This is a genomic window from Microbacterium lacusdiani (assembly GCF_054779895.1).
The window spans coordinates 62,292-87,243 of the sequence record NZ_BAAGXJ010000005.1 but is presented as its reverse complement, the minus strand read 5'-3'; the positions used below and the strand labels follow the sequence as shown (position 1 = coordinate 87,243).

Sequence of the window (24,952 nt, the reverse complement as noted above, 5' to 3'; positions counted from 1 at the left end):
GCCGATGGCCAGTCAGGACTGGTTCGAGAAGGACTTCTACAAGGTCCTGGGGGTGTCGAAGGACGTCAGCGCCGCCGAGCTGAAGAAGGTCTACCGCAAGCTCGCGCGGCAGTATCACCCGGACTCCAAGCCCGGCGACACCGCCGCCGAGGCGAAGTTCAAGGAGATCAGCGAGGCGTACTCGGTGCTGTCCGACCCGGCCCAGCGCGAGGAGTACGACCAGATCCGCGCCATGGGCTCGGGCGCGCGCTTCACGGCGGGCGGCGGCTCGGCCGGCGGCTTCGACGATGTGTTCAGCATGTTCACGCAGAACCGCGGGTCGGCCGCCGACTTCGACGACATCTTCGCGATGTTCAACCAGGGCGGCGGCGGCCGGTTCGGCACGGGCGGATTCGGCCAGCCCTCGGGAGGCTTCCGCGGCTACGGCGGGCCTCACAAGGGCGCCGACGTCCGCGCGCGCACCACGATCGACTTCATCACCGCGGCCAAGGGCGAGACGATCACGCTGCAGAGCGAGGACGGCAAGCCGTTCAAGATCAAGATCCCGGCCGGCGTCGCGGACGGGCAGAAGATCCGCCTGCGCGGCAAGGGGCGCCCGTCGCCCGACGGCGGCGAGAACGGCGACATCGTCGTCGAGGTCGCGGTGCGGCCGCATCCGGTGTTCACGCGCGAGGGCCTCAACCTCCGCGTCGTGGTGCCGGTGACGTTTGCGGAGGCCGCCCTCGGGGCGACGATCGAGGTGCCGACGCTCGGCGGCGAGCCGGTCAAGCTGCGCGTCGCCCCCGGCACCCCGTCGGGGCGCGTGCTGCGCGTCAAGGGTCGGGGGATCACGACGCAGAAGGGCACCGGCGACCTGCTCGCCGAGCTCCAGGTCGTGGTGCCCTCGCACCTCGACGACGCCGCGCGCGAGGCGCTCGAGCGCTTCGTCGAGGTCGGCCCGCAGGGCAACCCGCGCGCCGAGATCATGGCCAAGGCACAGGGCTCATAGCCTGAGGAGGATGTCTCACTTCGTGCCGGAATCCGGCCCGGATTCCGGCACGAAGTGAGACACGGCGAGGACAGCGAGGAGGTGGGACGGATGAGCGACACGTACGACGTGGATGAGGACGCGCCCGTCTTCGCGATCGCCGTCGCCGCGGAGCTGGCGGGGATGCACCCCCAGACGCTGCGGCAGTACGACCGCATCGGGCTCGTCGTCCCCGGCCGCACGCGCGGCGGGTCGCGCCGGTACTCGGCGCGGAACATCCAGCAGCTGCGCGAGGTCGCCAAGCTGTCGGGCGAGGGGATGAGCCTCGCGGCTATCGCGCGCGTGCTCGACCTCGAGGACGAGGTGCGCGATCTGCGCCGCCGCGTCGCCGAGCTCGAGCACCGCCTGCGCGCCGAGATCGAGAGCCGGCCCGGGGCGCGCGTGTTCGCCGCGGGGTCGACCGGGTCGGTCGTGACGCTGCGGGCGGGGACGCGCGTGCGTCGCAGCGCCGAGCTCGTGCTGTGGCACCCGCCGCAGAACTGAGGCGCCGCGCCGGCCGGATGACGGCATCTCGCGCGCCGGTGGCGAGAGCGGTTCCACTGAGCGGGCAGAATGGGCGGAATGAGCCCTCAGACCTGGACGAGCTGGGGCCAGGCCGCTAAGGTCTGGCCCGGCCGGAACTGGCCGCTCGGCGCGACGTGGACGCCCGACTCCACGAACTTCGCGGTGTACTCGCCGAACGCCTCCAGCGTGACGCTGTGCCTGTTCGGCGATGACGGCTCGGAGCGTCAGTACGAGCTCACCGAGCATTCGCAGGGCATCTGGCACGGCGCCCTCCCGGACATCGCGCCCGGCCAGCGGTACGGCTACCGGGTCGACGGCCCGTGGGATCCCGCCAACGGCTTCCGGTTCAACCCCCACAAGCTCCTGCTCGACCCGTACGGGCTCGCGACGAGCGGCACGATCATCGCCGAGCAGCCGATCTACGGAGCGCGCGAGGACGATCCGGCCGTGCGCGACGACACGGACTCCGCCGGATACACCGGGCGCAGCGTGGTGGTGGACCCGTCGTTCGACTGGGAGGGCGACACGCCGATGAAGCGCCGCTGGCGCGACACGGTCATCTACGAGCTGCACGTCAAGGGCTTCACCAAGCTGCACGACCGGATCCCGGAGCACCTGCGCGGCACGTACGCGGGCCTCGCCGAGCCCGCCGTGGTCGAGTACCTGCGCGACCTCGGCATCACGGCGGTCGAGCTGCTGCCGGTGCAGCAGTTCTTCTCCGAGCCGGCCCTGCTCGAGCGCGGGGTCGTGAACTACTGGGGTTACAACACCCTGTGCTACTTCGCCCCCGATGCGTCGTACAGCTCGTCCGGCGACCGCGGGCAGCAGGTCGCCGAGTTCAAGCACATGGTCAAGTCGCTGCACCGGGCGGGCATCGAGGTCATCCTCGACGTGGTCTACAACCACACCGCCGAGGCCGGGCCCAACGGCCCGACGCTGTCGTTCCGGGGCTTCGACGACCGCGGCTTCTACAAGCGCGTGATCGCCGAGGACGGCGGCTTCGACGACCGGTACTGGGACGTCACCGGCTGCGGCAACACGGTGAACACCTGGAACCCGCTCGCGCTGCGCCTCATCCTGGACTCCCTGCGGTACTGGGTGACCGAGATGCACGTCGACGGCTTCCGCTTCGACCTGATGTCGGCGCTGACCCGCACGGGCTACGACGTCGACTTCCAGAACGCGCTGCTCATCGCGATCGACCAGGATCCGATCCTGCGTCACGTCAAGCTGATCGCCGAGCCGTGGGACACCTCGATGGACGGCTACCTGGTCGGCAAGATGCCGCCGCCGTGGGTCGAGTGGAACGACAAGTACCGCGACACGATCCGCGACTACTGGCGCGGGCACGCGCCCATCCGCGACGTCGCGACCCGTCTCGCCGGATCCAGCGACCTGTACGCGGACGACGGCCGTTCGGCGTACAACTCGGTGAACTTCATCACGGCCCACGACGGCTTCACGGTGCGCGACCTGGTCTCGTACGACCACAAGCACAACGAGGCCAACGGCGAGGACAACCGCGACGGGACCGACAACAACCGGTCGTGGAACCACGGCGTCGAGGGCGAGACCGACGACCCGGACATCCTGGCCCTGCGCCGCCGCCAGGCCGCGAACCTCATGGTGACGCTGTGCCTGTCCAACGGCGTGCCCATGCTCACGGCGGGCGACGAGCGCGGTCGCACGCAGGGCGGCAACAACAACGCCTACTGCCAGGACAACGAGATCTCGTGGGTCGACTGGCGGCCGGACGACGCGTGGCTCGACGTGTACGAGATCACGAAGGCCGCGCTCAAGCTGCGGCGCGAGCACCCCGCCCTGAGGCAGCGCCACTGGTTCGAGGGGCGGCCCATCATCAAGGACGGCCCGAACGACCTGGCCTGGATGCACCCGGACGGGCGCGTGATGCGCAGCGCCGACTGGCACGAACACCACCTCCGCACGATCGGGATGTTCCTGTCCGGCAAGCCGCTGCGCGAGCCGGGGCCCCGCGGCGAGCAGCAGATGGACGCGTCCTTCCTGCTGTGGTTCAACGCGGCGGATCACGCGGTGGACATCACGCTCGCGATGCAGGAGTGGGAGCCCGCGGGGCGCGTGGCGCTGTCGACCGACCCGGAGATCGCGGTCGGGGCGGTGTACCCCGCCGGCGGCACGTTCCGCATCGGGGCGCGCTCGGTCGTCGTGCTCGAGTCCGCCTGAGCCGAGGGGCGCTTCAGGCGTTTCGTCTCCGCTCGCTGGCGCTCGCTCCGCTCAACGACCGGGGGACATCCGGTCGTTGAGCGGAGCGAAGCGGAGACGAAACGCGCCGAGCCCCCTCGCGCGCCCTACGCCAGGGCGGCGAGCCCGAGCTCGGCCGTGGAGGCCAGGCGCTCGTGGCGGGGGACGACGCGCACGGTGTAGCCGAAGGGGCCCGCGCGGTCCAGACGCACGGCTCCCGCGAACGCGGTGCGGCCGCCGGAGAACGCGTCGCGCGGGCTCAGCGGAGCCGCCTGCACCGACGAGAGCTGGTCGTCGCCCTCGGCGCGGCCGTACACGAGCTGCACCTCGACGTCGTCGGGGGTGAGGCCGCCGAGCGCGACGTGCGCGCTGACCGAGAGCTCCGCGCCCACCTCGGCGAGCTCGTCCACGCCGCTGGACTCGACGTGCTCGACGCGCACGCCGCCCCACGCCGCACGCACGCGCCGCTTCCACGCCGCGAGCTCGACCGCGCCCGAGTAGTCGCCGTCGAGCGCGCGCGCCGCGGTGGCCGCGGGGGCGTAGAGCTGCCCCACGTAGTCGCGCACCATGCGCGTCGCGAGCACCTTCGGCCCGAGCGACTCGAGCGTGTGGCGCATCATCTCCATCCAGCGCACCGGCACGCCCTCGCCGCTGCGGTCGTAGAACCGCGGGGCGATCTCGCGCTCGAGCAGGTCGTACAGCGCCGCCGCCTCGAGGTCGTCTCGCTTGTCCGGGTCGTCGACGCCGTCGGCGGAGGGGATGGCCCAGCCGTTCTCGCCGTCGAACCACTCGTCCCACCACCCGTCGAGGATCGAGAGGTTGAGTCCGCCGTTGAGCGCGGCCTTCATGCCGCTCGTGCCGCACGCCTCGTACGGGCGGAGCGGGTTGTTCAGCCAGACGTCGCAGCCCGGATAGAGCTGCTGCGCCATGGCGATGTCGTAGTTCGGCAGGAACACGATGCGGTGCCGCACCTCGGGGTCGTCCGCGAACTTCACCAGCTCCTGGATCAGCTTCTTGCCGCCGTCGTCGGCGGGGTGCGCCTTGCCCGCGATCACGAGCTGGATCGGGCGGTCGGGATCCAGCAGCAGGCTCTTCAGGCGGTGCGGGTCGCGCAGCATCAGGGTGAGCCGCTTGTACGACGGCACGCGGCGGGCGAAGCCGATCGTCAGCACGTCGGGCGAGAGCACGTCGTCGATCCAGCCGAGCTCCGCCTCGACCGCGCCGCGGCGGCGCCACGCGTCGCGCAGGCGCGCACGGGCGTCCTGCACGAGCCGCTCGCGCAGCTGCCGCTTGATCCCCCAGACGCGCGCGAACGGCACGTCGTCGATCGCGCGCGCGAACTCGGCCGGGTCGCCGTCGAGGTCGGCGCCCACCTCGGCGATGAGCTCGCGGAACTCGCGCGCGACCCACGTGGGCGAGTGCACGCCGTTCGTGATGGAGCCGATCGGGACCTCGGCCTCGTCGAACGCGGGCCACAGGCCGTTGAACATGCCGCGGCTGACGTGGCCGTGCAGCTGCGAGACGCCGTTGGCGCGCTGGCCGAGGCGGAAGCCCATCACGGCCATGTTGAACATGCCGGGGTCGCCGCCCTCGTAGTCCTCGGCGCCGAGCGAGAGCACCCGGTCGGTGGGGACCCCCGGCAGCACGCCGCCCTCGGCCGCGAAGTACTGCTCGATCAGCGTGCGGGTGAAGCGGTCGATGCCGGCGGGCACCGGGGTGTGCGTCGTGAACACCGTCGAGGCGCGCGCCATCTCGAGCGCGTCGTCGAAGCCGAGGCCCGGCCCGCCGGCGTCCGCCGCGGTCGTGAGCTCCCGGATGCGCTCCAGGCCCTGGAACCCGGCGTGGCCCTCGTTGGTGTGGTACACCTCCGGCACCGGTGCGCCCGTGATGCGGCTGAACACGCGCAGCGCGCGCACGCCGCCGACGCCGAGCAGGATCTCCTGGCGCAGCCGGTGCTCGCTGCCGCCGCCGTAGAGGCGGTCGGTGACGTCGCTGAAGTGCTCGGGGTTCTGGTCGACGTCGGTGTCGAGCATCAGGAGGGGCACGCGGCCGACCCGCGCGACCCAGATCCGGGCGCGCAGGTCGGGGCCGCCGGGCATCGCGACCGAGATCATGGCGGGGGAGCCGTCGTCCTCCCGCAGGGCCGTGATCGGCATCTCGTCGGGGTCGAGCACCGGGTAGGACTCCTGCTGCCATCCCTCGCGCGAGAGCGACTGCGTGAAATAGCCGTGCCGGTACAGCAGGCCGACGCCGATCACGGGCACGCCCAGGTCGCTCGCCGCCTTCAGGTGGTCGCCGGCCAGGATCCCCAGGCCGCCGGAGTACTGCGGCAGCGCGGCCGCGATGCCGAACTCCGGCGAGAAGTACGCGATCGCGCGCGGGCCCTGGGGCACGCTCCGCTGGTACCAGAGGTCGTCGGCGAGGTAGGCGCGCAGGTCGTCGCGCACGCGGCCGAGGCGCTCGAGGAAGGCGCCGTCCTGCGCGAGCTCGTCGAGCCGGGCGTTCGTGACCGATCCGAGAACGCGGACCGGGTCCTGGGTGCGACGCCAGACCTCGGCGTCCACGTGCGCGAACACGTCCTGGGTCTCCAGGTGCCAGCACCAGCGCAGGTTGCCGGCGAGCTCGCCGAGCGCGGCCAGCGGCTCGGGCAGGACGGGTCGGACGGTGAATCGGCGGATGGCGCGCATGCGCATACGGTACTGCCCCTCAGCGGCGCCACCGCGCGCGGTCGGTGACATCGACGTGAACGGGCGTCGGCATTCCGTGCAGCGGCGTTACACCGAGGTGATCGAAACGCGCAAGGGACGTCACGGAAGTGGCTCCGAGCCAGCGCTTGTGACAAGTTGGGCACATGGTCGGACGCATTCCCGTCATCGATGTCCACCCCGTCGTCCACGGCGGCGCGCGACCCGCGAAGGCGACGGTCGGCGAGCCCCTGCCGGTGCGTGCGACCGTGTTCCGCGAGGGGCACGACAAGCTGGGCGCCGAGGCGCTGCTGATCGGGCCGGACGGGCAGCGAAGGCCGCCGGTCCGGATGCGGGAGCTGGTCAAGGGGACCGACCGCTACGAGGCGTGGCTCACGCCCGACGCCGAGGGCGACTGGTCGTTCGAGGTGCGCGGGTTCTCCGATCCGCTGGCCACGTGGAATCACGACGCGGGCATCAAGATCCGCGCCGGCGTCGACGTCGAGCTGATGTTCCTCGAGGCGAAGCTCCTGGTCGAGCGGATCCGCGCCGAGGCGACCGACCCGCTCACGGCCGACGACGAGGCCGCGCTCACCGCGGCGCTCGACGCGGCGACCGACGAGGTCCGGCCGGTCGAGGCGCGCCTCGCGGTGCTGGAGGGGCCCGAGACCCAGGAGGTCTTCCGCCGGCACCCGCTGCGCGACCTGGTCACGGTGTCAGGGCCGTACCCGCTGTACGCCGACCGCCGCCGCGCCCTCACGGGCGCGTGGTACGAGTTCTTCCCGCGGTCCGAGGGCGCACGGATCGACAAGCGCAACGGGCGCGTGATCAGCGGCACGTTCAAGACGGCCGTGAAGAGCCTCGACCGGGTCGCGGCCATGGGCTTCGACGTGCTGTACCTGCCGCCCATCCACCCGATCGGCGAGGTCAACCGCAAGGGACCCAACAACACCCTCACGCCCGGCCCGAGGGACCCCGGCTCGCCGTGGGCGATCGGCTCGAAGCACGGCGGCCACGACGCGATCCACCCGGATCTCGGCACGTTCGCCGACTTCGACCGCTTCGTGGCGCGGGCGGAGAAGCTCGGGATCGAGGTCGCGCTCGACCTCGCGCTCCAGGCGGCCCCCGATCACCCCTGGGTGACCGAGCACCCGTCGTTCTTCCGGCACCGCGCGGACGGCTCCATCGCCTATGCGGAGAACCCGCCGAAGAAGTACCAGGACATCTACCCGATCTACTTCGACGACGACTTCGACGGCATCCTCACCGAGGTCGAGCGCGTGGTGCGCCTGTGGATGTCGCACGGCGTGCGCCTGTTCCGCGTCGACAACCCGCACACCAAGCCGGTCATGTTCTGGGAGCAGCTGCTCCACCGCATCCGCGAGACGGACCCCGACGTGATCTTCCTGTCCGAGGCGTTCACGCGGCCCGCCATGATGCACACGCTGGGCGCCGTGGGCTTCCACCAGTCGTACACGTACTTCACGTGGCGCGTGGCCAAGGAGGAGATCGAGGACTACCTGCGCGAGGTGTCGAGCGAGAGCGACCACCTCATGCGCCCGAACTTCTGGGTGAACACCCCCGACATCCTGCACGCGACCCTCCAGTACGGCGGGCCCGCGATGTTCGCGATCCGCGCCACGCTCGCGGCGCTGGCCACCCCGTCGTGGGGCATGTACGCCGGCTACGAGCTGTTCGAGCACGTGGCCGTCAAGCCCGGCAGCGAGGAGTACCTCGACAGCGAGAAGTACCAGGTCCGGGTGCGCGACTGGGCCGCCGCCGAGGCGTCGGGCAGGACGCTGATGCCGTACATCGGCAAGCTCAACGAGCTGCGCCGCGCCCACCCGGCGCTCGGCCTGCTGCGCAACCTCGTGGTGCACGCGACCGACGACGACCACATGCTGTGCTTCTCGAAGACGCACGGCGACGACACGGTCATCGTGGTCATCAACCTCGACCCGCACGGCGCGCGCGAGACCACCGTCCACCTCGACCTCGAGGCTGCGGGCCTGCCCGAGCGCTACCTGGTGCACGACGAGCTCACGGGCGCCGAGTGGATCTGGGGCTCCGACAACTATGTGCGTCTCGACCCGTCGGGCGACGTCGCGCACATCCTCACCGTGAGGAGGATCTGATGACGGCCGCCTCCGAGCCCGCCCCCATCACGACCTCCATCCCGATCCTCACGCAGGAGCCGTTCCCGGACACGCCGGGCAGCGCCGAGCCCGAGTGGTTCAAGACCGCGGTCTTCTACGAGGTGCTGGTGCGCTCGTTCAAGGACGGCGACGGCGACGGCATCGGCGACTTCCGGGGCCTGATCGAGAAGCTCGACTACCTGCAGTGGCTCGGCGTCGACTGCCTGTGGCTGCCGCCCTTCTTCCCGTCGCCGCTGCGCGACGGCGGCTATGACGTGGCCGACTACACGGGCGTGCAGCCCGACCTCGGCACGACCGAGGACTTCCAGGCGCTGCTGAACGCGGCGCACGAGCGCGGCATCAAGGTCATCATCGACTTCGTCATGAACCACACGAGCGACGAGCATCCGTGGTTCCAGGAGAGCCGGCGCGACCCCGACGGGCCGTACGGCGACTTCTACGTGTGGAGCGACACCGACGAGCTGTACCAGGACGCGCGGATCATCTTCGTCGACACGGAGCCGAGCAACTGGACGTGGGACCCGGTGCGCCAGCAGTACTTCTGGCACCGGTTCTTCTCGCACCAGCCCGACCTCAACTTCGACAACCCGAAGGTGCACGAGGCGATCCTGGATGCGCTCCGCTTCTGGCTCGACATGGGCCTGGACGGCTTCCGCCTGGACGCCGTGCCGTACCTCTACGAGCGGCCCGGCACCAACGGCGAGAACCTGCCCGAGACGCACGAGTTCCTCCGGAAGGTCCGGCGGATCGTCGACCAGGAGTACCCGGGGCGCGTGCTGCTCGCCGAGGCGAACCAGTGGCCCGCGGATGTGGTCGACTACTTCGGCGACTTCGAGTCGGGTGGCGACGAGTGCCACATGTGCTTCCACTTCCCGGTGATGCCGCGGATCTTCATGGCGGTGCGGCGGGAGTCGCGGTACCCCATCAGCGAGATCCTGGCCCAGACGCCGCCCATCCCGTCCGGATGCCAGTGGGGCATCTTCCTGCGCAACCACGACGAGCTCACGCTCGAGATGGTCACGGACGAGGACCGCGACTACATGTGGGCCGAGTACGCCCGCGACCCGCGGATGAAGGCCAACATCGGCATCCGCCGCCGCCTGGCCCCGCTCCTCGAGAACGACGTCGACCAGATCGAGCTGTTCACGGCGCTGCTGCTGTCGCTGCCCGGATCCCCGGTGCTGTACTACGGCGACGAGATCGGGATGGGCGACAACATCTGGCTCGGCGACCGCGACGGCGTGCGCACGCCCATGCAGTGGACCATGGACCGCAACGCCGGCTTCTCGACCGCGAACCCGGGAAAGCTGTCGCTGCCGCTGGTCCAGGACCCCGTGTACGGCTACCTGGCGGTCAACGTCGAGGCGCAGCAGGAGGACCGCTCGTCGCTGCTGCACTGGACGCGCCAGATGATCCAGACGCGCAAGCGGCATCCGGCCTTCGGCCTGGGGAGCTTCAACGACCTCGGCGGCTCCAACCCGGCCGTGCTGTCGTACTCGCGCGAGCACACCAACGCCGACGGCAGCGTCGACGTGATCATCTGCGTCAACAACCTGTCGCAGTTCCCGCAGCCGGTCGAGCTGGACCTGCGCCGATTCGAGGGGATGGTGCCGGTCGAGCTGCTCGGCGGCGTGCCGTTCCCCCAGATCGGCGAGCTGCCCTACCTGCTGACCCTCGGCGGGCACAGCTTCTTCTGGTTCCAGCTGCACGCGCCGGCGGACGAGTCGGAGGAGGTGGGGCTGCTGTGAGCGACAACCAGTCATCCGGCGCGACGCCCGACGCCGAGATGCTCGAGGGCTACCTCGTGCGCACCCGGTGGTTCGGCGGCAAGGGGCGCCCGTTCCGGGTGTCCGGCGTGCGGCCCCTCGCCGAGCTGGCGCCCGCCGAGCACGGGCCGTCCGCGACCGTCTACCTGGTCACGGTCGACTACTCCGACGAGGAGGGCGGCACCGAGCTGTACCAGGTGCCCCTCGCGGCCCACGAGCACCCGGAGGAGCGGATCGCGCACGCCCACGTCGGCACGATCGAGGTGGACGGCCGCGCACGGCATCTGTACGACGCCGTGCACGACCGGGACGCGATGGCCCTGTGGCTGCGCGGGTTCACGTCGGCCGAGGAGTCCGGATGGGCGGACGCGGGCGGCCTGCGGTTCCGGCGCGTGCTGGGCACCGAGCCGCTGGATCCCGCGCTGCGGTCGGCGCCGCTGACGGGCGAGCAGTCGAACTCGTCGGTCAAGTTCGACGAGACCGCGATCATGAAGCTGTTCCGCAAGGTCACCCCGGGCGTGAACCCGGACATCGAGATCCATGCCGAGCTCACCCAGGGCGGCTCCGAGCAGATCGCCGACCTGTACGGCTGGATCGAGGTCGAGCTGGGTGAGGAGGAGCCGCGCGAGGTGCTGCAGCTGGCCATGCTGCAGCGGTTCCTCCGCACGGCGACCGACGGCTTCGAGCTCGCGACCGGCAGCGTCCGCACCCTGCTCGCCCACCCCGAGCTGAGCGCCGGCGACTCGGGCGGCGACTTCGCCGGCGAGGCGGCGCGTCTCGGCGAGGCGCTCGCCGCCGTGCACGCCATGCTGCGCGCGCGCTTCCCCGCGGAGCGGCGCGGACCGGAGGCGGCCGCCGACCTCGCCAGGGCCATGACCGAACGCCTGGATCGCGCCCTGCGCACCGTGCCTGAGCTCGAGCCGTTCGCGCCGCGCCTGCGCTCGGCGTACGACGCCGTGGCCGCGCTGCAGGGCCTCGACGTGCAGCGCGTGCACGGCGACCTGCATCTCGGCCAGACGCTGCGGACCTCGCACGGGTGGAAGATCGTCGACTTCGAGGGCGAGCCCGGGCGGCCGTTCGCGGAGCGCGCCCTGCCGGACTCGCCGTGGCGCGACGTCGCCGGCATGCTGCGCTCGTTCGACTACGCCCCCGGCGTGGTCGAGATGACCACCGCCACCCCCGGCGACCCCGGGGATCCGCGCGAGGAGTCGCTGCGCGCCGAACGCGCGCGCGAGTGGTCGCAGCGCGCCCGCGCCCACTTACTCGAGGCCTACATCGCCGCTCTCGGCGCCGAGGCCGGCCTCGAGAGCGAGCGCGGCGTCCTCCTCGACGCGTACGTGGCAGACAAGGCCGTGTACGAGGCCGTGTACGAGAAGCGCAACCGGCCGTCGTGGACGGCGATCCCGCTGGCCGCGCTGTCCCAGATCGGAGCATCATGACGTCCCCCCAGGTCCTGCCCGTCGACACCGCCACGCTCGCGGCCATCGCCGCCGGCGAGCACCACGACGCGCACTCGGTGCTGGGTCCGCACCCCCACGACGGCGCCGTGACGATCCGCGTGCTGAAGCCCCTCGCGTCGTCGGTCGTGGTCAAGTACCGCACGCCGCCCACGCGCAAGGCCCCCGACGGCTGGGCCGAGCTCGAGCTGCAGCACGAGCACGAGGGCATCTGGGTCGGCGCTCTGCCGCTGCCGCCCGGCGCCCCGGCCGACGACGTCCCGCCCTACCGGGTCGTCACCTCGTACGGCGAGGGCGAGTCGCGCGTCACGAACGAGAAGGACGACCCCTACCGCTTCCTGCCGACGCTCGGCGACATGGACCTGCACCTGATCGGCGAGGGGCGCCACGAGGCGCTGTGGCGCGTGCTGGGCGCGCACGTCCACCGCTACGAGGGCTGGGGCGACGCACCGGATGTGACCGGCACCGCGTTCGCCGTCTGGGCCCCGCGCGCCCGCGCCGTGCGGGTCAAGGCCGACTTCAACCACTGGGACGGCCGTGAGCACCCGATGCGCAGCCTGGGGTCCTCGGGCATCTGGGAGCTGTTCGTCCCCGACGTGGGCGCCGGCACCCGGTACAAGTACCAGATCCTCGGCGCCGACGGGGTGTGGCGCGAGAAGGCCGACCCGATGGCGCAGTACGCCGAGAAGCCGCCGCTGACGGCCTCGGTCGTGCACGAGTCGCACTACCAGTGGGGCGACCACGAGTGGCTGGAGCGCCGCGCCGCCGAGGCGGGCCGCGGGCACACCGACCGGCCCATGTCCATCTACGAGGTGCACCTCGGCTCGTGGCGGCGCGACAAGTCGTACGCCCAGCTGGCCGAGGAGCTCGTCGGCTACGTGCAGGACCTGGGCTTCACGCACGTGGAGTTCATGCCGGTGATGCAGCACCCGTTCGGCGGATCGTGGGGCTACCACGTCACGTCGTACTACGCGGCGGACAGCCGCTTCGGCGATCCGGACGGCCTGCGCCACCTGATCGACCGGCTGCACCAGGCCGGGATCGGCGTCATCCTCGACTGGGTGCCCGGCCACTTCGCGACCGACGAGTGGGCGCTCGCGCGCTTCGACGGCGCGCCGCTGTACGAGGACCCCAATCCCCAGCGCGGCTGGCACAAGGAGTGGGGCTCCCACATCTTCGACTTCGGCAACCCGCCGGTGCGCAACTTCCTGTACGCCAATGCGGTGTACTGGCTCGAGGAGTTCCACGCCGACGGACTGCGCGTGGACGGCGTCGCGTCGATGCTGTACCTGGACTACGCGCGTCAGCCGGGGGAGTGGACGCCGAACGTCCACGGCGGCCACGAGAACCTCGAGGCCGTGCAGTTCCTGCAGGAGATGAACGCCACGGTCTACAAGCGCGCGCCCGGCGTCGTGACCATCGCCGAGGAGTCGACCTCGTGGCCCGGCGTCACGAAGCCCACGTCCCAGGGCGGCCTCGGCTTCGGGTTCAAGTGGAACATGGGCTGGATGCACGACACGCTCGGCTACATCGGCCGCGACCCCGTGCACCGCTCGTACCACCACCACGACATGACCTTCGCGCTGACGTACGCATGGTCCGAGAACTACGTGCTGCCGATCTCGCACGACGAGGTCGTGCACGGCAAGGGATCGCTCCTGCGCAAGGCCCCGGGCGACCGCTGGCGGCAGCTCGCCACGCTGCGGGCGTACCTCGCGTTCATGTGGGCGCATCCCGGCAAGCAGCTGCTGTTCATGGGCAGCGAGTTCGGCCAGGAGTCGGAGTGGGCCGAGTCGCGCGAGCTCGACTGGTGGCTGCTCGACCTGCCCGACCACCGCGGCGTGCACCACGCGATGCGCGACATCAACGCCCGCTACCGCGAGACCCCCGCGCTGTGGACCCTGGACAACGACCCGGCCGGCTTCGAGTGGCTCGTGGCCGACGACGCGCACGCCGGCGTGTACGCGTTCGCGCGCCGCGACGGCCACGGCTCGGTGCTGGTCAGCGTCAGCAACTTCTCCGCGGTGCCGCACACCCAGTACCGCCTGCGGTTCCCCTCGCTCGGCGCGTGGGACGAGGTGCTCAACACCGACGCCGACCAGTACGGCGGATCGGGAGTCGGCAACCTCGGTCGCGTCGAGGTGCCCGAGGACGGCCACGCGAACGTCGCGCTGCCGCCGCTCGGCACGGTCTGGTTCCGCTACGCGGGCTGATCAGGACGGAGAAGAGGCCCGCCGCGTCGATCACGACGCGGCGGGCCTCTTCTCGCTGCGGCGGGTCAGCTCGCGCGGAGCCAGGCCGTCGCGGCCCCGGGCAGGCGGTCGCCGTCGAGCGGCGCGCTGCTGAGCAGCACCTCGCCGCCGGGCAGCGCCGCCGGCTCGTCGCCGAAGTTCGTCACGCAGATCCAGCCGTTCGGCCGCGCGAAGGCCAGCACGTCGCCGCGCGTGAACTCCTCCAGCCACTCCAGGCGCTCGGCGGCCTGCAGCGCGCGCCGCAGCCGCAGCGCCTCGCGGTACAGCGAGAGCGTCGAGGCCGGATCGCCGTCCTGCGCCTCGACCGAGGACGCGCCGAACCACTCGGGCTGCGGCAGGTGCGCGCCGTCGTCGCCGAAGCCGAACGACGAGCCGGTCGTGGTCCACGGCAGCGGCACGCGGCATCCGTCCCGGCCCTTGTCGACGCCCGGGCTGCGGAAGTAGGTCGGATCCTGCCGCGCCTCGTCGGGCAGATCGCCCACCTCGTGGAGGCCCAGCTCCTCGCCCTGGTAGAGGTACGCGGAACCGGGCAGGGCGAGCTCGAACAGCGTCGCGGCGCGGGCGCGGCGCAGCCCGAGGTCGCGGTCGAGCTCCTCCTCCGGCGCGCCCGCGAGGATCCAGGCGCGGCCCTGCTTGTCCTCCGACTCGGTGCTGCCGACGGGCTTGGCGAGCGGCGGCAGGCCGTAGCGCGTCGGATGGCGCACCACGTCGTGGTTCGACAGCACCCACGTCGACGACGACCCCGAGATGCCGGCGAGCTCGAGGCTGTCGTCGACCACCTCGCGGAACGCCTGCGCGTCGAACTCCGCGGTCAGCAGGTCGAACTCGAAGGCCTGGCCGAGGCCCTCCGGGCTGGCATAGCGGGGCCGGCGGTGCCGCTCGACCCACGCCTCGGCGACCGCCGTGCGGGGCGGCGAGTAGGAGTCGAACACCTTGCGCCACTCGGCATAGATCTCGTGCACCTCGTCGCGGTCCCAGATCGGGTGGTCGCCGCCGCGCGCGATGGCCTCGAGCTGCGCCTTGGTCGGCAGCGGCTCCGTGAGGTCCTTCGTGAGCGCGTGCGCCACGTCGACGCGGAACCCGTCCACGCCGCGGTCCGCCCAGAACCGCAGCGTGTGCAGGAAGTCGGCGCGCACCTCGTGGTTCGACCAGTCGAAGTCGGGCTGCTCCGGCGCGAACAGGTGCAGGTACCACTGGCCGTCCGGCACGCGGGTCCACGCCGGGCCGCCGAAAATGCTCTCCCAGTCGGTGGGCGGCTCGCCGCCGCCGGGGCCCGTGCCGTCGCGGAAGATGTACCGGGCGCGCTCCGGGCTGCCGGGGCCGGCGGCCAGCGCCGCCTGGAACCACTCGTGCTGGTCGGACGAGTGGTTCGGCACGATGTCGACCACGACCCGGATGTCCTCCGCGTGCAGCGCCGCGACCATCTCGTCGAACTCGTCGAGCGTGCCGATCCGCGGGTCGACGTCGCGGTAGTCGGCGACGTCGTACCCGCCGTCCGCGAGCGCCGACGGGTAGAACGGGCTCAGCCACACAGCGTCGATCCCGAGCGCGGCGAGGTACGGCACGCGCGAGATGATGCCGCGCAGATCGCCGATCCCGTCGCCGTTCGCGTCGGCGAACGACCGGGGGTAGATCTGATAGACGGCGGCCTGACGCCACCAGTCGGCGGGGGTGTCGAGCGGGCGCTCGTGGGGATGTGCGGCGGACGTGGCGGTGGTGGTCACTGCTTGTTCCTCTTACGGTCGGCGATCACTTGATGGCGCCCTGGGTGAGGCCGGAGAGGACCCACCGCTGGGCGACGAGGTACACGACGATCGACGGCGCCATCGCCATCAGATACGACGCGAAGGCGACGTTGTAGCTGTTGCTGAACTGAGTCTGGAACATGCTCTGCAGAACCGGGAGGGTCTGCAGCTCCGGATCCGAGATGATGAGCGACGGCATCATGAAGTCGTTCCACGACGCGAGGAAGGCGAAGATGCCGACCGTCGCGCTCATCGGCCCGAGCAGCGGGAAGATCAGCCGCCAGAACACCTGCCACGTGGTCGCCCCGTCCATCCGCATGCTCTCCTCCAGCTCGAGCGGGATCGATCGCAGGTAGGCGGTGAACAGCAGCGTGTTGAACGCGAGTCCGAACACGATGTGCAGGACGGCCACGCCGACCGGGTTGTCGAGGCCGAACAGGCCCGTGAGCTGGATCTGGGGCAGAGCGACGACGGGGAACGGGATGAACATCGCCGCGAGCAGGTAGAAGAACGACCAGCGGAACAGGCGACGGTCCCAGTTGCGCACGATCGCGTAGGAGGCCAGCGCGGACACGACGATCGATCCGCTCACCGCGACCGCGGTGATGACCGCCGAGATGACCAGTCCTCGCGGGAAGTTCGTCAGCGTCCAGGCCTCGACGAAGCTGCCGAGCGTGAGCGGCGCGGGCAGGCTGAAGGCGTTGCCGTCCACCGCCTGGCCGCCCGTCTTCAGGGACATCGTGACGGTCACGTACAGGGGCACGAGCACCGTGAGCGCGCAGGCGATCAGGATGATCGTCGCCGGCCAGTTCACGGCCTCCTGCCCGATGCGACGGCGCCGGGCGGTCGCCTCGGCCGTCACGATGGCCCTGGTGCTGTCGAGCGCGGTCATGATCCGAAGCCCGCCTTTCCGCGCGTCGCGCGCAGCTGCAGCACCGCGATCGCGATGCTGATCAGGAAGAAGACGCCCGCGTTCGCCATCTGGTAGGCGTAGTCGCCTCCCGAGAAGCCGGTGAAGATCGCCATGGCGACGCTGCGGGTGGCGACGCCGGGGCCGCCGTTGGTGAGTCCGACGATGATGTCGTACGCGTTCAGGAAGCCCTTGAAGCCCAGGATCGTGTTGATCACGATGTAGCCCGAGACGAGGGGCAGGGTGATGTGCCACAGGCGCTGGGCGCCCGTCGCGCCGTCGATCGCGCCCGCTTCGTACACCTCGCCCGGGACCGTGAGCAGGCCCGCGATGTAGATCAGCATCGTGCCCGGGATCGCCTGCCACGCCGTCACGAACACCACGGCCAGCCAGGCGAGATCGGGGTCGGCCAGCAGGCTGCTCGCGAGCGGCTCGATGCCGAGGGCCCGGCCGAAGGCGGGGAGCGAGTTCGAGAACAGGAACTGGAAGACGAACGCGATGATGATGCCCGAGATCACCATCGGGATGACGAACACGGTGCGAAGCGCTGTGCGGAACCGGATGCGCGCGGTCAGGCCGAGCGCCAGCAGGAACGCCACGAGGTTGACGACGATCACGGTCACGAGGGCGAAGCCGAGCGTGAATCCGTAGGATCCGAGGATGCCCTCGTCGCGGAACAGGGCGATGTAGTTGCGCAGCCCGATCCACTCGAAGTCGCCGAAGCCGATGGAGTCGGTGAAGCTGTAGGCGATGCCGATGACGGCCGGCACCGTGATGGCCACCGTGAACAGCGCGAGCGACGGCAGCAGGAACAGGTAGTACACGGGGTCGATGCGTCGCCGCTCGGAGCGGACGGTCCGTCCCGATCCGGCCGTCACCACCGCGCGGGTGGAGGTCATGGTCGACATGAAGGGTCCTCGTTCAATCTGTCGGGGTCACTGCCGGTACGCCAGCCGGGCCCAGTCGGAGTCCATCCGCGCGAGGACCGCCTCCGGATCGGCGCCGGTGACGATCGCCTGGAGGTAGTTCTCGGCCGGGATGGTGCGGGGGATGAACTGCGACGCGCCCATGTAGAAGCGTCCGGCGTCGTAGTACTCGCGCATCCCGATGATCCGCTCGTCGGTCACGGGTGCTGCATGCTTCGTGGTGCCGAACGCGAGGAACTCGGCGTTGTAGGCGTCCTGGATCTCGGGCTGCATGAGGTGCTGCAGGAAGGCTCGCGCCCCGTCCTTGCCGCTCGCCATCTCGGGGACCCAGAGCGACAGGTCGATGTTGACGCGCACCTTCAGATCGGCGGGATCGTCGGTCATCGGGAGGGGGAACGTGCCGAGCTCGATGTCCGTGCCCGCCTTCTCGATTTCGCCGAACGCCCACGGGCCCTGGAAGTACATCGCCGCCTGGCCCTGGGCCATCGCGGTGTTGCCATCGCCGTAGCCGCGGCTGTCCGCGTCGTCGTTCGAGTACGCCGCGATCGTCATCATCCGCTCCACCGGCTCGCGCAGGGTGCGCTGGAAGGAGACCTCGGAATCGGGGCCGACATCGGCGCCGATCTCGGTCATCGCGGCGTAGAAGGCGCGCACGTCGACCATGCCGCCCACCGAGTAGTCGAACAGGCCCTGCGCGACCGTCCAGGGGTCGCGGAAGGTGCTGTAGAGCGGGGTGACGCCGGCGTTCGTCAGCGCGTCGCACACGGCGATGAACTCGTCCCAGGTGGTAGGCACGGCCAGGCCGTGGTCCGCGAAGATGCGCTTGTTGTAGATGACCGAGGCGGCGGTCACCGAGTAGGGGATGACGCTCGTGCGGCCCTCGTAGGTCGCGTACCAGTCGGCGAGCTCGAGCACGTCGTCGCGGATCGTCGCCGCCTCGGGCAGGTCGCCGAGATCGCTGAGCGCCCCGCGCTCCATGAAGCGCCCCATCTCCAGGTTGTAGTTGAGGCATCCGAGGTCGGGCGGATTGCTGCGCACGAAGCTCGCGGACAGGTTGGTCGCGGTGTCGTGAAGGATGCGCCAGCGGTCCTGCGAGGCCGTGAAGTCGGCCGCGAGGTCGCGGAACCAGCCGATCGCCTCCGGCTTGCTCTGGTGGAACGTGATCGTGGTCCGTCCGGCTGCAGGGCCGGCGGCGCATGCCGAGAGGCCGAGCATGGCGAGCGCCGCGCCGGATGCGGCCAGGAACGTCCGGCGGCTGAGGCCGGGCGGCGGGGTCCGATGCGGAGAGGACACCTTCGTCTCCTTCGTCTGTGCGCGGCATCGCGCGGGGCGGGTCGTCGACAGGATTGATTTAGGGCATAAATTTAGACCTTGGAGGAAGTATGTCCGAGGGCCGGGGATATCGTCAAGAGGTGGGCGTGAAGGCGACGGCGAGCTCGCCGCAGGTGCTGCGGCGGATGAACTCGGGGGCGGTGGTGCGCTTCGCGCTGCGCGTCGCGGAGTTCACGGCCGCCGAGGTCATGGCGGAGACCGGTCTGACCCGCGCGACCGCACTCGGTGTGTGCGATGAGCTCGTCGCTCTCGGCTGGCTGGAGGAGCTCGAGGACAGCCGCGCCGCGGGGCTCACGAGCAAGGGCCGTCCGGCCCGCCGCTACCGTTTGCGCGACGGCGCCGGTGCCGTGGTCGGGATCGACGCAGGCGAGCACCGCTTCACGGGAGTCGTCGCCGACCTGCGCGGTCGCGCGCTCGCGCGCCGCACGCTTCAGCTCGATCCGACCTCGTCCGGACCGGTGCGGTCCGAGCTCGCGGCGAGCCTCGTCCGCGAGCTGCGCGAGGAGGCGGGGTTGGATGGCGGCGACGTGCTGCTGACGGTCATCGGCGTCCCGGCGCCGGTCGACGCCCGCGGCTCCTCGCCTTCGGGTGACGGGTTCTGGGGCACCATGAACCCGGGGTTCGCTTCCCTGCGCGGGACGGTCGTCGTCGAGAACGACGCCAACCTCGCCGCCGTCGCCGAGCGCGCGCAGGGGTCGGCGGACCTGGGCGATGTGGCGACCGTGCTGTCGGGCGAGCGGCTCGGCGCGGGCGTGATCCTCGACGGTCGCCTCCTCCGCGGCGCGCGCGGCGGAGCGGGCGAGATGCGCTTCCTCGACATCGTCGAAGGGGCCGGATCGGCCGAGGGCATCGCGTCGCTTGCGCGCTCCTGGGCGCGCGACGCGATCGCGGACGGCGCGCGCGGCGCGCTCGCGCGGCTCGCTCCCGAGGGCATCACGGCGCGGGACGTGTTCCGGGCGGCGGCGGAGCGCGACGCGGTTGCGCTGCGCATCCTGGACCGCCTCGGCGCGCGCATCGCGCGACTCGCCGTCGTGCTCGCGAGCCTGCTGGACGTCGAGCGCGTCGTGATCGCGGGCGCCGTGGCCGATGCCATCGAACCTGTCCTCGAGCGGGCCCGCGCCGTGCTCGCCGATGAGTTCTCCCCGCCCGTGCCCGAGCTCGTCGCGAGCCGGCTCGGAAGCGACGTCGTGGTCGTCGGTGCCGTCGAGTTCGCGCTCGCGCAGCTGCGCGAGGAGCCGCTCCGCTTCGTTCCGCGGGCGTCCGCGCGGATCGCGCCGCCCGCGGAATAGCGGAACGCCCGCCGCATGTGCGACGGGCGTTCTGCGTTTTCCGGGAAGCATCCCCTCCGGGGCCGGCCCGCGAGGCGCGGGATCTGGTGGCTCGTGAAGGGATGTTCCCCTTTCGGTCGGACGCGAGGGAGGGGTGCGGCCGACGTCTGTGGTTACCGGGTCGTCCGGTTGCTGCGGCCCGTGATCAGGCCCCAGATCAGAAGCACGATGATCGCGCCGCCGATCGCGAGAAGCCAGGTGGAGAGGTCCCAGAAGTTCTCCAGCCCGACCCCGAACAGGACCGAACCCAGCCAGCCTCCCAGGATGGCGCCGACGACACCCAGAAGAAGTGTGACGAGCCAGCCGCCACCCTGCCGTCCGGGCAGGATCGCCTTCGCGATCGCGCCGGCAATGAGACCGAGGATGATGAATGCGATGAAGCCCATGACGCGCTCCCTTCCTGCGGGGATCTCCCGCGGAATCCAATGTACGAGCCGAGGCGAATACCCCTGAGGGGCTTGACATGGGCTGGGAATGTGCGCTTAGGGGTTCCGCTGACTGGGAGGAGCGTGGGCCCGGAGCCGGTCTCAGGCGGGGCCGAGGCGCAGCACGCCGGGCGTTTCCGCGACGCGCAGATCGTCCACGATGCGCACCGTGCGGGCCAGCTCGTCGACCGATCCGAGGACGGTCCGGAAGCGCTCGCGGTCGCCGCCCACGGCCGTGACCGTCACGAAGTGCGCGCCCGTGTCCCACGTGTACTCGGCGAACGGCGGGGTGCCTGCGCCCGCCGGGGCGTCGACGACCAGGCGCTCGCCCATCCCGAGGTACGCGCCGCGGAACGGCTCGGTGTCGTCGTATTCCATGGGCCGCATGGCGCGTGCTGCGCGCAGCTGCGGGGTGATCTGGTGGACCTGGGCCGTGACGACCAGCAGCTCGGGTTCGTCCTTCCACACCCACGCGAGCAGCTTGCCGTCGGCGCGGCGCATCAGCAGGGGAGCGGCCTGGCTGATCGTCCAGGCGAGCAGGCCGCTGCCGCGCCCCTGGCCGCCGATCATCCGGCTGCCGTGACCCAGGAGCATCCGGATCGCGGCCTTGCGGTGCCGACGGCCCCGCAGCCCCAGGGAGCCGGTGATGGGCACCCACCGCGCGGCGTCGGCGTCGGCCTGCAGTCGGGTCATGCATCCAGGGTATGGGGGAGGATGGACGGGTGGATGCCCTGAGCCGCGCCGAGTCCCTGATCGCGCTGACGCCCGACTACCCGGAGCCCGGCGTGCTTTTCCGCGACGTGTCGCCGATGCTGGCCGACGGCGCCGCGCTGCGCGCCGTCGTCGAGGCCCTGATCGAGCCGTACGCGGGCCGCTTCGACATCGTGGCCGGCATCGAGGCCCGCGGGTTCCTGCTGGCCGGCTACGCCGCGGCGCTCGCCGGGGTGGGCATGCTGCAGATCCGCAAGGCCGGCAAGCTCCCGCGCCCCGCCGCGGCGGTGTCCTACGCGCTGGAGTACGGCACGGCCACCATCGAGGCCCCGGGCGTACTGCACCCGGGCGAGCGCGTGCTGCTCCTCGACGACGTGCTCGCGACCGGCGGCACGCTCGCGGCGGCGCAGAGCCTGGTCACCGAGCTGGGCGCCGTCGTGGCGGGATCGGCCGTCGTGCTCGAGCTGACGGACCTCGGCGGCCGCGCGGTCGTCGGCGACGTGCACGCGGTCTTCACCGCCTGATCCGGACGACCCCGACCGGACCGACCCGTCCGTATCGATCCGGGCACGGAACGCCCGGATATCCGGCATTCTGCGACCTCGCAGGATCGGGCACGGCACAATGTTTTACATCGCCGAAACGCGGGTGTCCGGCTGGTCGCTCCGCCGCACCCTACGGTGGGAGGACCGGCCCGTTCCTGCCGATCACCCTCCCGGCGCGAGACCCCCCGGAACCCCGGATGTCGGATCGCGCCCCGTCCCGCACGAGTGGAGACTCTCACATGACCCGCACCACCTTCCTCCGCCGCGGTCTCGTCGCCGCCGGCCTCCTGACCACGGGCGCCCTGGCCCTCGCCGCCTGCGCCGGCGGCTCGGCCCCGGCCGGCGACGCCGCCGAGGGTGAGGACGCCGGCCACGGCGCCATCACCGTGCAGCAGAGCTGGATCTCGAACGAGGAGTTCGCCGGCGAGTTCTACGCGCAGAAGTTCGGCTACTACGAGGAGGCGGGCTTCGACGAGGTCACGCTCGTCGAGGGTCCCTCGACCGGCGTCGCGGAGCTCATGGGCGGCACGGCCCAGGTCGCGCTGAACGACCCGCTCGCGGTCGGCTCGGCCGTCGCCAACGACGGCGCCACGATCAAGATGATCGGCGCCACGTTCCAGAAGAACCCGTTCACGGTGCTCTCGCTCAAGGACGGCGCGGACATCGCGACGGTCGAGGACCTCAAGGGCAAGACGATCGGCGTGCAGGACTCGAACCGCGCCGCGTTCGACGCGTTCCTCGAGGCCAACGGCATCGCGCAGGACGAGCTCGAGATCGTCGCTGTCCAGTACGACCCGGCCCCGCTCGTGAACGGCGAGGTCGACGGCTTCTACGCGTACCTCACCAACGAGGCGCTGACGGTCAAGCTGGCCGGCCACGAGATCACCAACCTGCCGCTCGCCGACAACGGGTTCCCGCTCGTGGCCGAGACGATCTCGGTCACGGACCAGTACCTCGCCGAGAACCGCGAGCTGCTGAAGGACTTCCTGGTCGCCGAGATCAAGGGCTGGTCGGATGTCGTGAAGAACCCCGAGCAGGCCGCGGACGACGTGGTCGCCGAGTTCGGCACCGACCTCGACCCGGTCAAGACCCTCGAGGCCATGAACGCGCAGCTCGAGCTCATCGTGACCGAGGACACCGAGGCCAACGGCCTGTTCACGATCACGGAGGAGATGCAGCAGGCGACGGTCGACAGCCTCGCGGGCGCCGGCATCGAGGTCGCGGCCGAGGACATCTTCGACCTCAGCCTGCTCGAGGAGGTCTACGCCGAGAACCCCGAGCTCGTCGACTACGCCGGCTGAGGCGGGGGAGAATCGAGACCGTGACCGACACGGCTTCGTCCTCGGCTGAGGACGCGCAGGCCGGAGCCCAGGACACCCTGGGCACCGGCCTGCACATCAGCGGACTGAACAAGGTGTTCCGGCAGGGGCGGCGCGACGTCGTCGCCCTGCAGGACGCGAACCTCCACACCGAGCAGGGCACGTTCCTGTCGCTGCTGGGCCCGTCCGGGTGCGGCAAGTCGACCATCCTGCGCATCCTGGCGGGGCTCGAGTCGCCGACGAGCGGCACGACGCGGGTGGACGGCAAGTCGCCCAAGGAGCTGCGGGCGTCCAACAGCCTCGGCATCGCGTTCCAGGACTCGGCCCTGCTGCCGTGGCGCAGCGTGCAGTCGAACATCCAGCTGCCCTTCGAGGTCGCGGGCAAGCCGGTCGACAAGGCGTACGTCGCCGAGCTGATCGACCTGGTGGGCCTCACGGGCTTCGAGAACGCCAAGCCCGCGCAGCTGTCGGGCGGCATGCGCCAGCGCGTCTCGATCGCGCGCTCGCTCGTGATGAAGCCCGAGGTGCTGCTGTTCGACGAGCCGTTCGGCGCGCTCGACGACATGACCCGCCAGCGGCTGAACCTCGAGCTGCTGCGCATCTGGACCGAGAAGCCCGCGACGACCCTGCTGGTGACCCACGGCATCTCGGAGGCCATCTTCCTGAGCGACAAGGTCGCGGTGATGACCCCGCGGCCGGGGCGCATCAAGGAGGTCATGGACATCGACCTGCCGCGCCCGCGCACGCCCGAGATGATGCGCACGCCGGAGTTCCACGCCTACGTCGACCACGCCTCGGACCTGCTGTTCGGCGGCCAGGACGGCTCGGATGACTGACGCCCGCCGCGTCGTCGACCGGCGCCCCGTGCCCGCGTGGGCGTGGGGCGTCGCCGGCGTGATCGGGATCATCGCGCTGTGGTGGCTGCTCGCCGCCACGGTGTTCTCGAGCGTCGGGCCGGCCGGCGTGCAGGCGATCCCGACCCCCGCGCAGGTCGTGGCCGAGGCCGCGGAGCGCGGCTGGTCGTACTTCGCTCCCGAGTTCGGGATCACGCTGGTCGAGTCCGGCATCGGCTACCTGTGGGGCAACGCCCTGGCGCTGCTGTTCGCCGCGCTCGTCCTGATCGTGCCGCGCATCGAGGGCACCGTCATGCAGCTGGCGACCATCACGTACTGCCTCCCGATCGTCGCGATCGGCCTGCTGCTGAGCGTCATGGTGCCCGTGCCCAAGCCGGGCGAGCCCTGGCTCAACTCGGTCATCCTGGCCGCGCTCAGCGTGTTCTTCACCACGGTCGTGGGCGCCCTCCTCGGGCTGAAGGCCGCCGACCGCAGCGCGCTCGACGTGGTCACGGTGTACGGCGGCTCGCGGCTGACCCAGCTCACCAAGGTGCGGCTCATCGCGGCGCTGCCGGCCATCCTGAACGCCCTGCAGATCGCGGTGCCCGCCGCGTTCCTCGGCGCCGTCCTCGGCGAGTTCTTCGGCAAGACCCGGATGGGCGTCGGCCGGGCCATGATGATCGCCCAGGTCGACGTCAACGCGCCGCTCGTGTGGGCGCTGGCCATCCTGTCGGGCGTCGTCGCGCTGGCGGGCTACTGGATCGTCGGGCTGATCGCCCGCGCGGTCACGCCGTGGGCGAAGGGGGCGTGAG

Annotated in this window: 19 protein-coding genes; 12 read left to right on the top strand and 7 right to left on the bottom strand. The window is 71.1% G+C overall.

Annotation, left to right across the window (positions count from 1 at the left end):
• Window positions 1-4: 4 nt before the first annotated feature.
• The 3 genes from ACYVGN_RS05885 (at window position 5) to glgX (ending at window position 3,733) form a co-directional block, all read left to right on the top strand.
• Complete coding sequence (locus ACYVGN_RS05885) at window positions 5-988, top strand: DnaJ C-terminal domain-containing protein (protein ID WP_460789431.1); 984 nt, start codon at window positions 5-7, stop codon at window positions 986-988.
• A gap of 90 nt (window positions 989-1,078) precedes the next feature.
• Window positions 1,079-1,510: a heat shock protein transcriptional repressor HspR gene (locus tag ACYVGN_RS05880; RefSeq protein ID WP_460789429.1), complete on the top strand. Its 432-nt coding sequence runs from the start codon at window positions 1,079-1,081 to the stop codon at window positions 1,508-1,510.
• 78 nt (window positions 1,511-1,588) lie between these two features.
• A complete protein-coding gene (glgX, locus tag ACYVGN_RS05875) occupies window positions 1,589-3,733 on the top strand; it encodes a glycogen debranching protein GlgX (protein WP_460789427.1) in 2,145 nt (714 codons plus the stop codon).
• 125 nt (window positions 3,734-3,858) lie between these two features.
• On the opposite strand, the gene glgP is transcribed toward glgX, so the two are convergent.
• Window positions 3,859-6,438: an alpha-glucan family phosphorylase gene (gene glgP, locus ACYVGN_RS05870; protein ID WP_460789425.1), complete on the bottom strand. Its 2,580-nt coding sequence runs from the start codon at window positions 6,436-6,438 to the stop codon at window positions 3,859-3,861.
• A 164-nt stretch (window positions 6,439-6,602) separates the two neighbouring features.
• Here glgP and ACYVGN_RS05865 point away from each other — a divergent pair, with 164 nt between their 5' ends.
• Genes ACYVGN_RS05865 through glgB form a run of 4 tightly spaced genes read left to right on the top strand, consistent with a single transcriptional unit; the run spans window position 6,603 to window position 14,027 of the window.
• Entirely contained in the window at window positions 6,603-8,570 is a 1,968-nt protein-coding gene (locus tag ACYVGN_RS05865) for an alpha-1,4-glucan--maltose-1-phosphate maltosyltransferase (protein WP_460789423.1), read from the top strand.
• Entirely contained in the window at window positions 8,570-10,339 is a 1,770-nt protein-coding gene (gene treS / locus ACYVGN_RS05860) for a maltose alpha-D-glucosyltransferase (protein WP_460789421.1), read from the top strand. The genes ACYVGN_RS05865 and treS overlap by 1 nt, the downstream gene beginning before the upstream one ends.
• Window positions 10,336-11,796: a maltokinase N-terminal cap-like domain-containing protein gene (locus ACYVGN_RS05855; protein WP_460789419.1), complete on the top strand. Its 1,461-nt coding sequence runs from the start codon at window positions 10,336-10,338 to the stop codon at window positions 11,794-11,796. Before treS ends, ACYVGN_RS05855 begins: the two co-directional genes overlap by 4 nt.
• Window positions 11,793-14,027: a 1,4-alpha-glucan branching protein GlgB gene (gene glgB / locus ACYVGN_RS05850; protein ID WP_460789417.1), complete on the top strand. Its 2,235-nt coding sequence runs from the start codon at window positions 11,793-11,795 to the stop codon at window positions 14,025-14,027. The genes ACYVGN_RS05855 and glgB overlap by 4 nt, the downstream gene beginning before the upstream one ends.
• Window positions 14,028-14,092: 65 nt before the next feature.
• On the opposite strand, the gene ACYVGN_RS05845 is transcribed toward glgB, so the two are convergent.
• Genes ACYVGN_RS05845 through ACYVGN_RS05830 form a run of 4 tightly spaced genes read right to left on the bottom strand, consistent with a single transcriptional unit; the run spans window position 14,093 to window position 18,862 of the window.
• Window positions 14,093-15,790 (bottom strand): glycoside hydrolase family 13 protein, encoded by a 1,698-nt coding sequence (locus ACYVGN_RS05845; protein WP_460789415.1) that lies wholly within the window; start codon window positions 15,788-15,790, stop codon window positions 14,093-14,095.
• Window positions 15,791-15,815: 25 nt separating this feature from the next.
• Window positions 15,816-16,703 carry a carbohydrate ABC transporter permease gene (locus ACYVGN_RS05840; protein ID WP_460789413.1) on the bottom strand — a complete coding sequence of 296 codons (888 nt, stop codon included), beginning with the start codon at window positions 16,701-16,703 and terminating at the stop codon, window positions 15,816-15,818.
• Entirely contained in the window at window positions 16,700-17,629 is a 930-nt protein-coding gene (locus tag ACYVGN_RS05835; protein WP_134745311.1) for a carbohydrate ABC transporter permease, read from the bottom strand. The genes ACYVGN_RS05840 and ACYVGN_RS05835 overlap by 4 nt, the downstream gene beginning before the upstream one ends.
• A 27-nt stretch (window positions 17,630-17,656) precedes the next feature.
• Complete coding sequence (locus ACYVGN_RS05830; protein WP_460789504.1) at window positions 17,657-18,862, bottom strand: ABC transporter substrate-binding protein; 1,206 nt, start codon at window positions 18,860-18,862, stop codon at window positions 17,657-17,659.
• Between the two features lie 197 nt (window positions 18,863-19,059).
• Here ACYVGN_RS05830 and ACYVGN_RS05825 point away from each other — a divergent pair, with 197 nt between their 5' ends.
• The gene (locus ACYVGN_RS05825) at window positions 19,060-20,268 is read left to right on the top strand and encodes an ROK family protein (protein WP_460789412.1); all 1,209 of its coding nucleotides are present in this window, start codon (window positions 19,060-19,062) and stop codon (window positions 20,266-20,268) included.
• 152 nt (window positions 20,269-20,420) lie between these two features.
• On the opposite strand, the gene ACYVGN_RS05820 is transcribed toward ACYVGN_RS05825, so the two are convergent.
• Window positions 20,421-20,693, bottom strand: a complete 273-nt coding sequence (locus ACYVGN_RS05820; RefSeq protein WP_460789410.1) for a GlsB/YeaQ/YmgE family stress response membrane protein — start codon at window positions 20,691-20,693, stop codon at window positions 20,421-20,423.
• Window positions 20,694-20,834: 141 nt separating this feature from the next.
• On the bottom strand, window positions 20,835-21,425 hold the full coding sequence (locus ACYVGN_RS05815) for a hypothetical protein (protein WP_460789408.1): 591 nt from the start codon (window positions 21,423-21,425) through the stop codon (window positions 20,835-20,837).
• 11 nt (window positions 21,426-21,436) lie between these two features.
• Between ACYVGN_RS05815 and ACYVGN_RS05810 the strand changes: the two genes are divergently transcribed.
• From ACYVGN_RS05810 to ACYVGN_RS05795, 4 genes are all read left to right on the top strand, one after another.
• The gene (locus ACYVGN_RS05810) at window positions 21,437-21,967 is read left to right on the top strand and encodes an adenine phosphoribosyltransferase (protein ID WP_460789407.1); all 531 of its coding nucleotides are present in this window, start codon (window positions 21,437-21,439) and stop codon (window positions 21,965-21,967) included.
• A gap of 260 nt (window positions 21,968-22,227) precedes the next feature.
• Complete coding sequence (locus tag ACYVGN_RS05805) at window positions 22,228-23,289, top strand: ABC transporter substrate-binding protein (RefSeq protein ID WP_460789405.1); 1,062 nt, start codon at window positions 22,228-22,230, stop codon at window positions 23,287-23,289.
• A gap of 20 nt (window positions 23,290-23,309) precedes the next feature.
• Window positions 23,310-24,143 (top strand): ABC transporter ATP-binding protein, encoded by an 834-nt coding sequence (locus ACYVGN_RS05800; protein WP_055988031.1) that lies wholly within the window; start codon window positions 23,310-23,312, stop codon window positions 24,141-24,143.
• Window positions 24,136-24,951: an ABC transporter permease gene (locus tag ACYVGN_RS05795; RefSeq protein WP_460789403.1), complete on the top strand. Its 816-nt coding sequence runs from the start codon at window positions 24,136-24,138 to the stop codon at window positions 24,949-24,951. The genes ACYVGN_RS05800 and ACYVGN_RS05795 overlap by 8 nt, the downstream gene beginning before the upstream one ends.
• Window position 24,952: the final 1 nt, after the last annotated feature.

What these genes read in the sequence shown, in the direction of transcription:
- ACYVGN_RS05835 (WP_134745311.1), bottom strand. Translation starts at nt 17,629, where the DNA reads ATGTCGACCATGACCTCCACCCGCGCGGTGGTGACGGCCGGATCGGGA.
- glgX (WP_460789427.1), top strand. Translation starts at nt 1,589, where the DNA reads ATGAGCCCTCAGACCTGGACGAGCTGGGGCCAGGCCGCTAAGGTCTGG.
- ACYVGN_RS05885 (WP_460789431.1), top strand. Translation starts at nt 5, where the DNA reads ATGGCCAGTCAGGACTGGTTCGAGAAGGACTTCTACAAGGTCCTGGGG.
- glgP (WP_460789425.1), bottom strand. Translation starts at nt 6,438, where the DNA reads ATGCGCGCCATCCGCCGATTCACCGTCCGACCCGTCCTGCCCGAGCCG.
- ACYVGN_RS05795 (WP_460789403.1), top strand. Translation starts at nt 24,136, where the DNA reads ATGACTGACGCCCGCCGCGTCGTCGACCGGCGCCCCGTGCCCGCGTGG.
- ACYVGN_RS05880 (WP_460789429.1), top strand. Translation starts at nt 1,079, where the DNA reads ATGAGCGACACGTACGACGTGGATGAGGACGCGCCCGTCTTCGCGATC.
- ACYVGN_RS05865 (WP_460789423.1), top strand. Translation starts at nt 6,603, where the DNA reads ATGGTCGGACGCATTCCCGTCATCGATGTCCACCCCGTCGTCCACGGC.
- treS (WP_460789421.1), top strand. Translation starts at nt 8,570, where the DNA reads ATGACGGCCGCCTCCGAGCCCGCCCCCATCACGACCTCCATCCCGATC.
- ACYVGN_RS05805 (WP_460789405.1), top strand. Translation starts at nt 22,228, where the DNA reads ATGACCCGCACCACCTTCCTCCGCCGCGGTCTCGTCGCCGCCGGCCTC.
- ACYVGN_RS05830 (WP_460789504.1), bottom strand. Translation starts at nt 18,862, where the DNA reads ATGCTCGGCCTCTCGGCATGCGCCGCCGGCCCTGCAGCCGGACGGACC.
- glgB (WP_460789417.1), top strand. Translation starts at nt 11,793, where the DNA reads ATGACGTCCCCCCAGGTCCTGCCCGTCGACACCGCCACGCTCGCGGCC.
- ACYVGN_RS05840 (WP_460789413.1), bottom strand. Translation starts at nt 16,703, where the DNA reads ATGACCGCGCTCGACAGCACCAGGGCCATCGTGACGGCCGAGGCGACC.
- ACYVGN_RS05820 (WP_460789410.1), bottom strand. Translation starts at nt 20,693, where the DNA reads ATGGGCTTCATCGCATTCATCATCCTCGGTCTCATTGCCGGCGCGATC.
- ACYVGN_RS05815 (WP_460789408.1), bottom strand. Translation starts at nt 21,425, where the DNA reads ATGACCCGACTGCAGGCCGACGCCGACGCCGCGCGGTGGGTGCCCATC.
- ACYVGN_RS05810 (WP_460789407.1), top strand. Translation starts at nt 21,437, where the DNA reads ATGGGGGAGGATGGACGGGTGGATGCCCTGAGCCGCGCCGAGTCCCTG.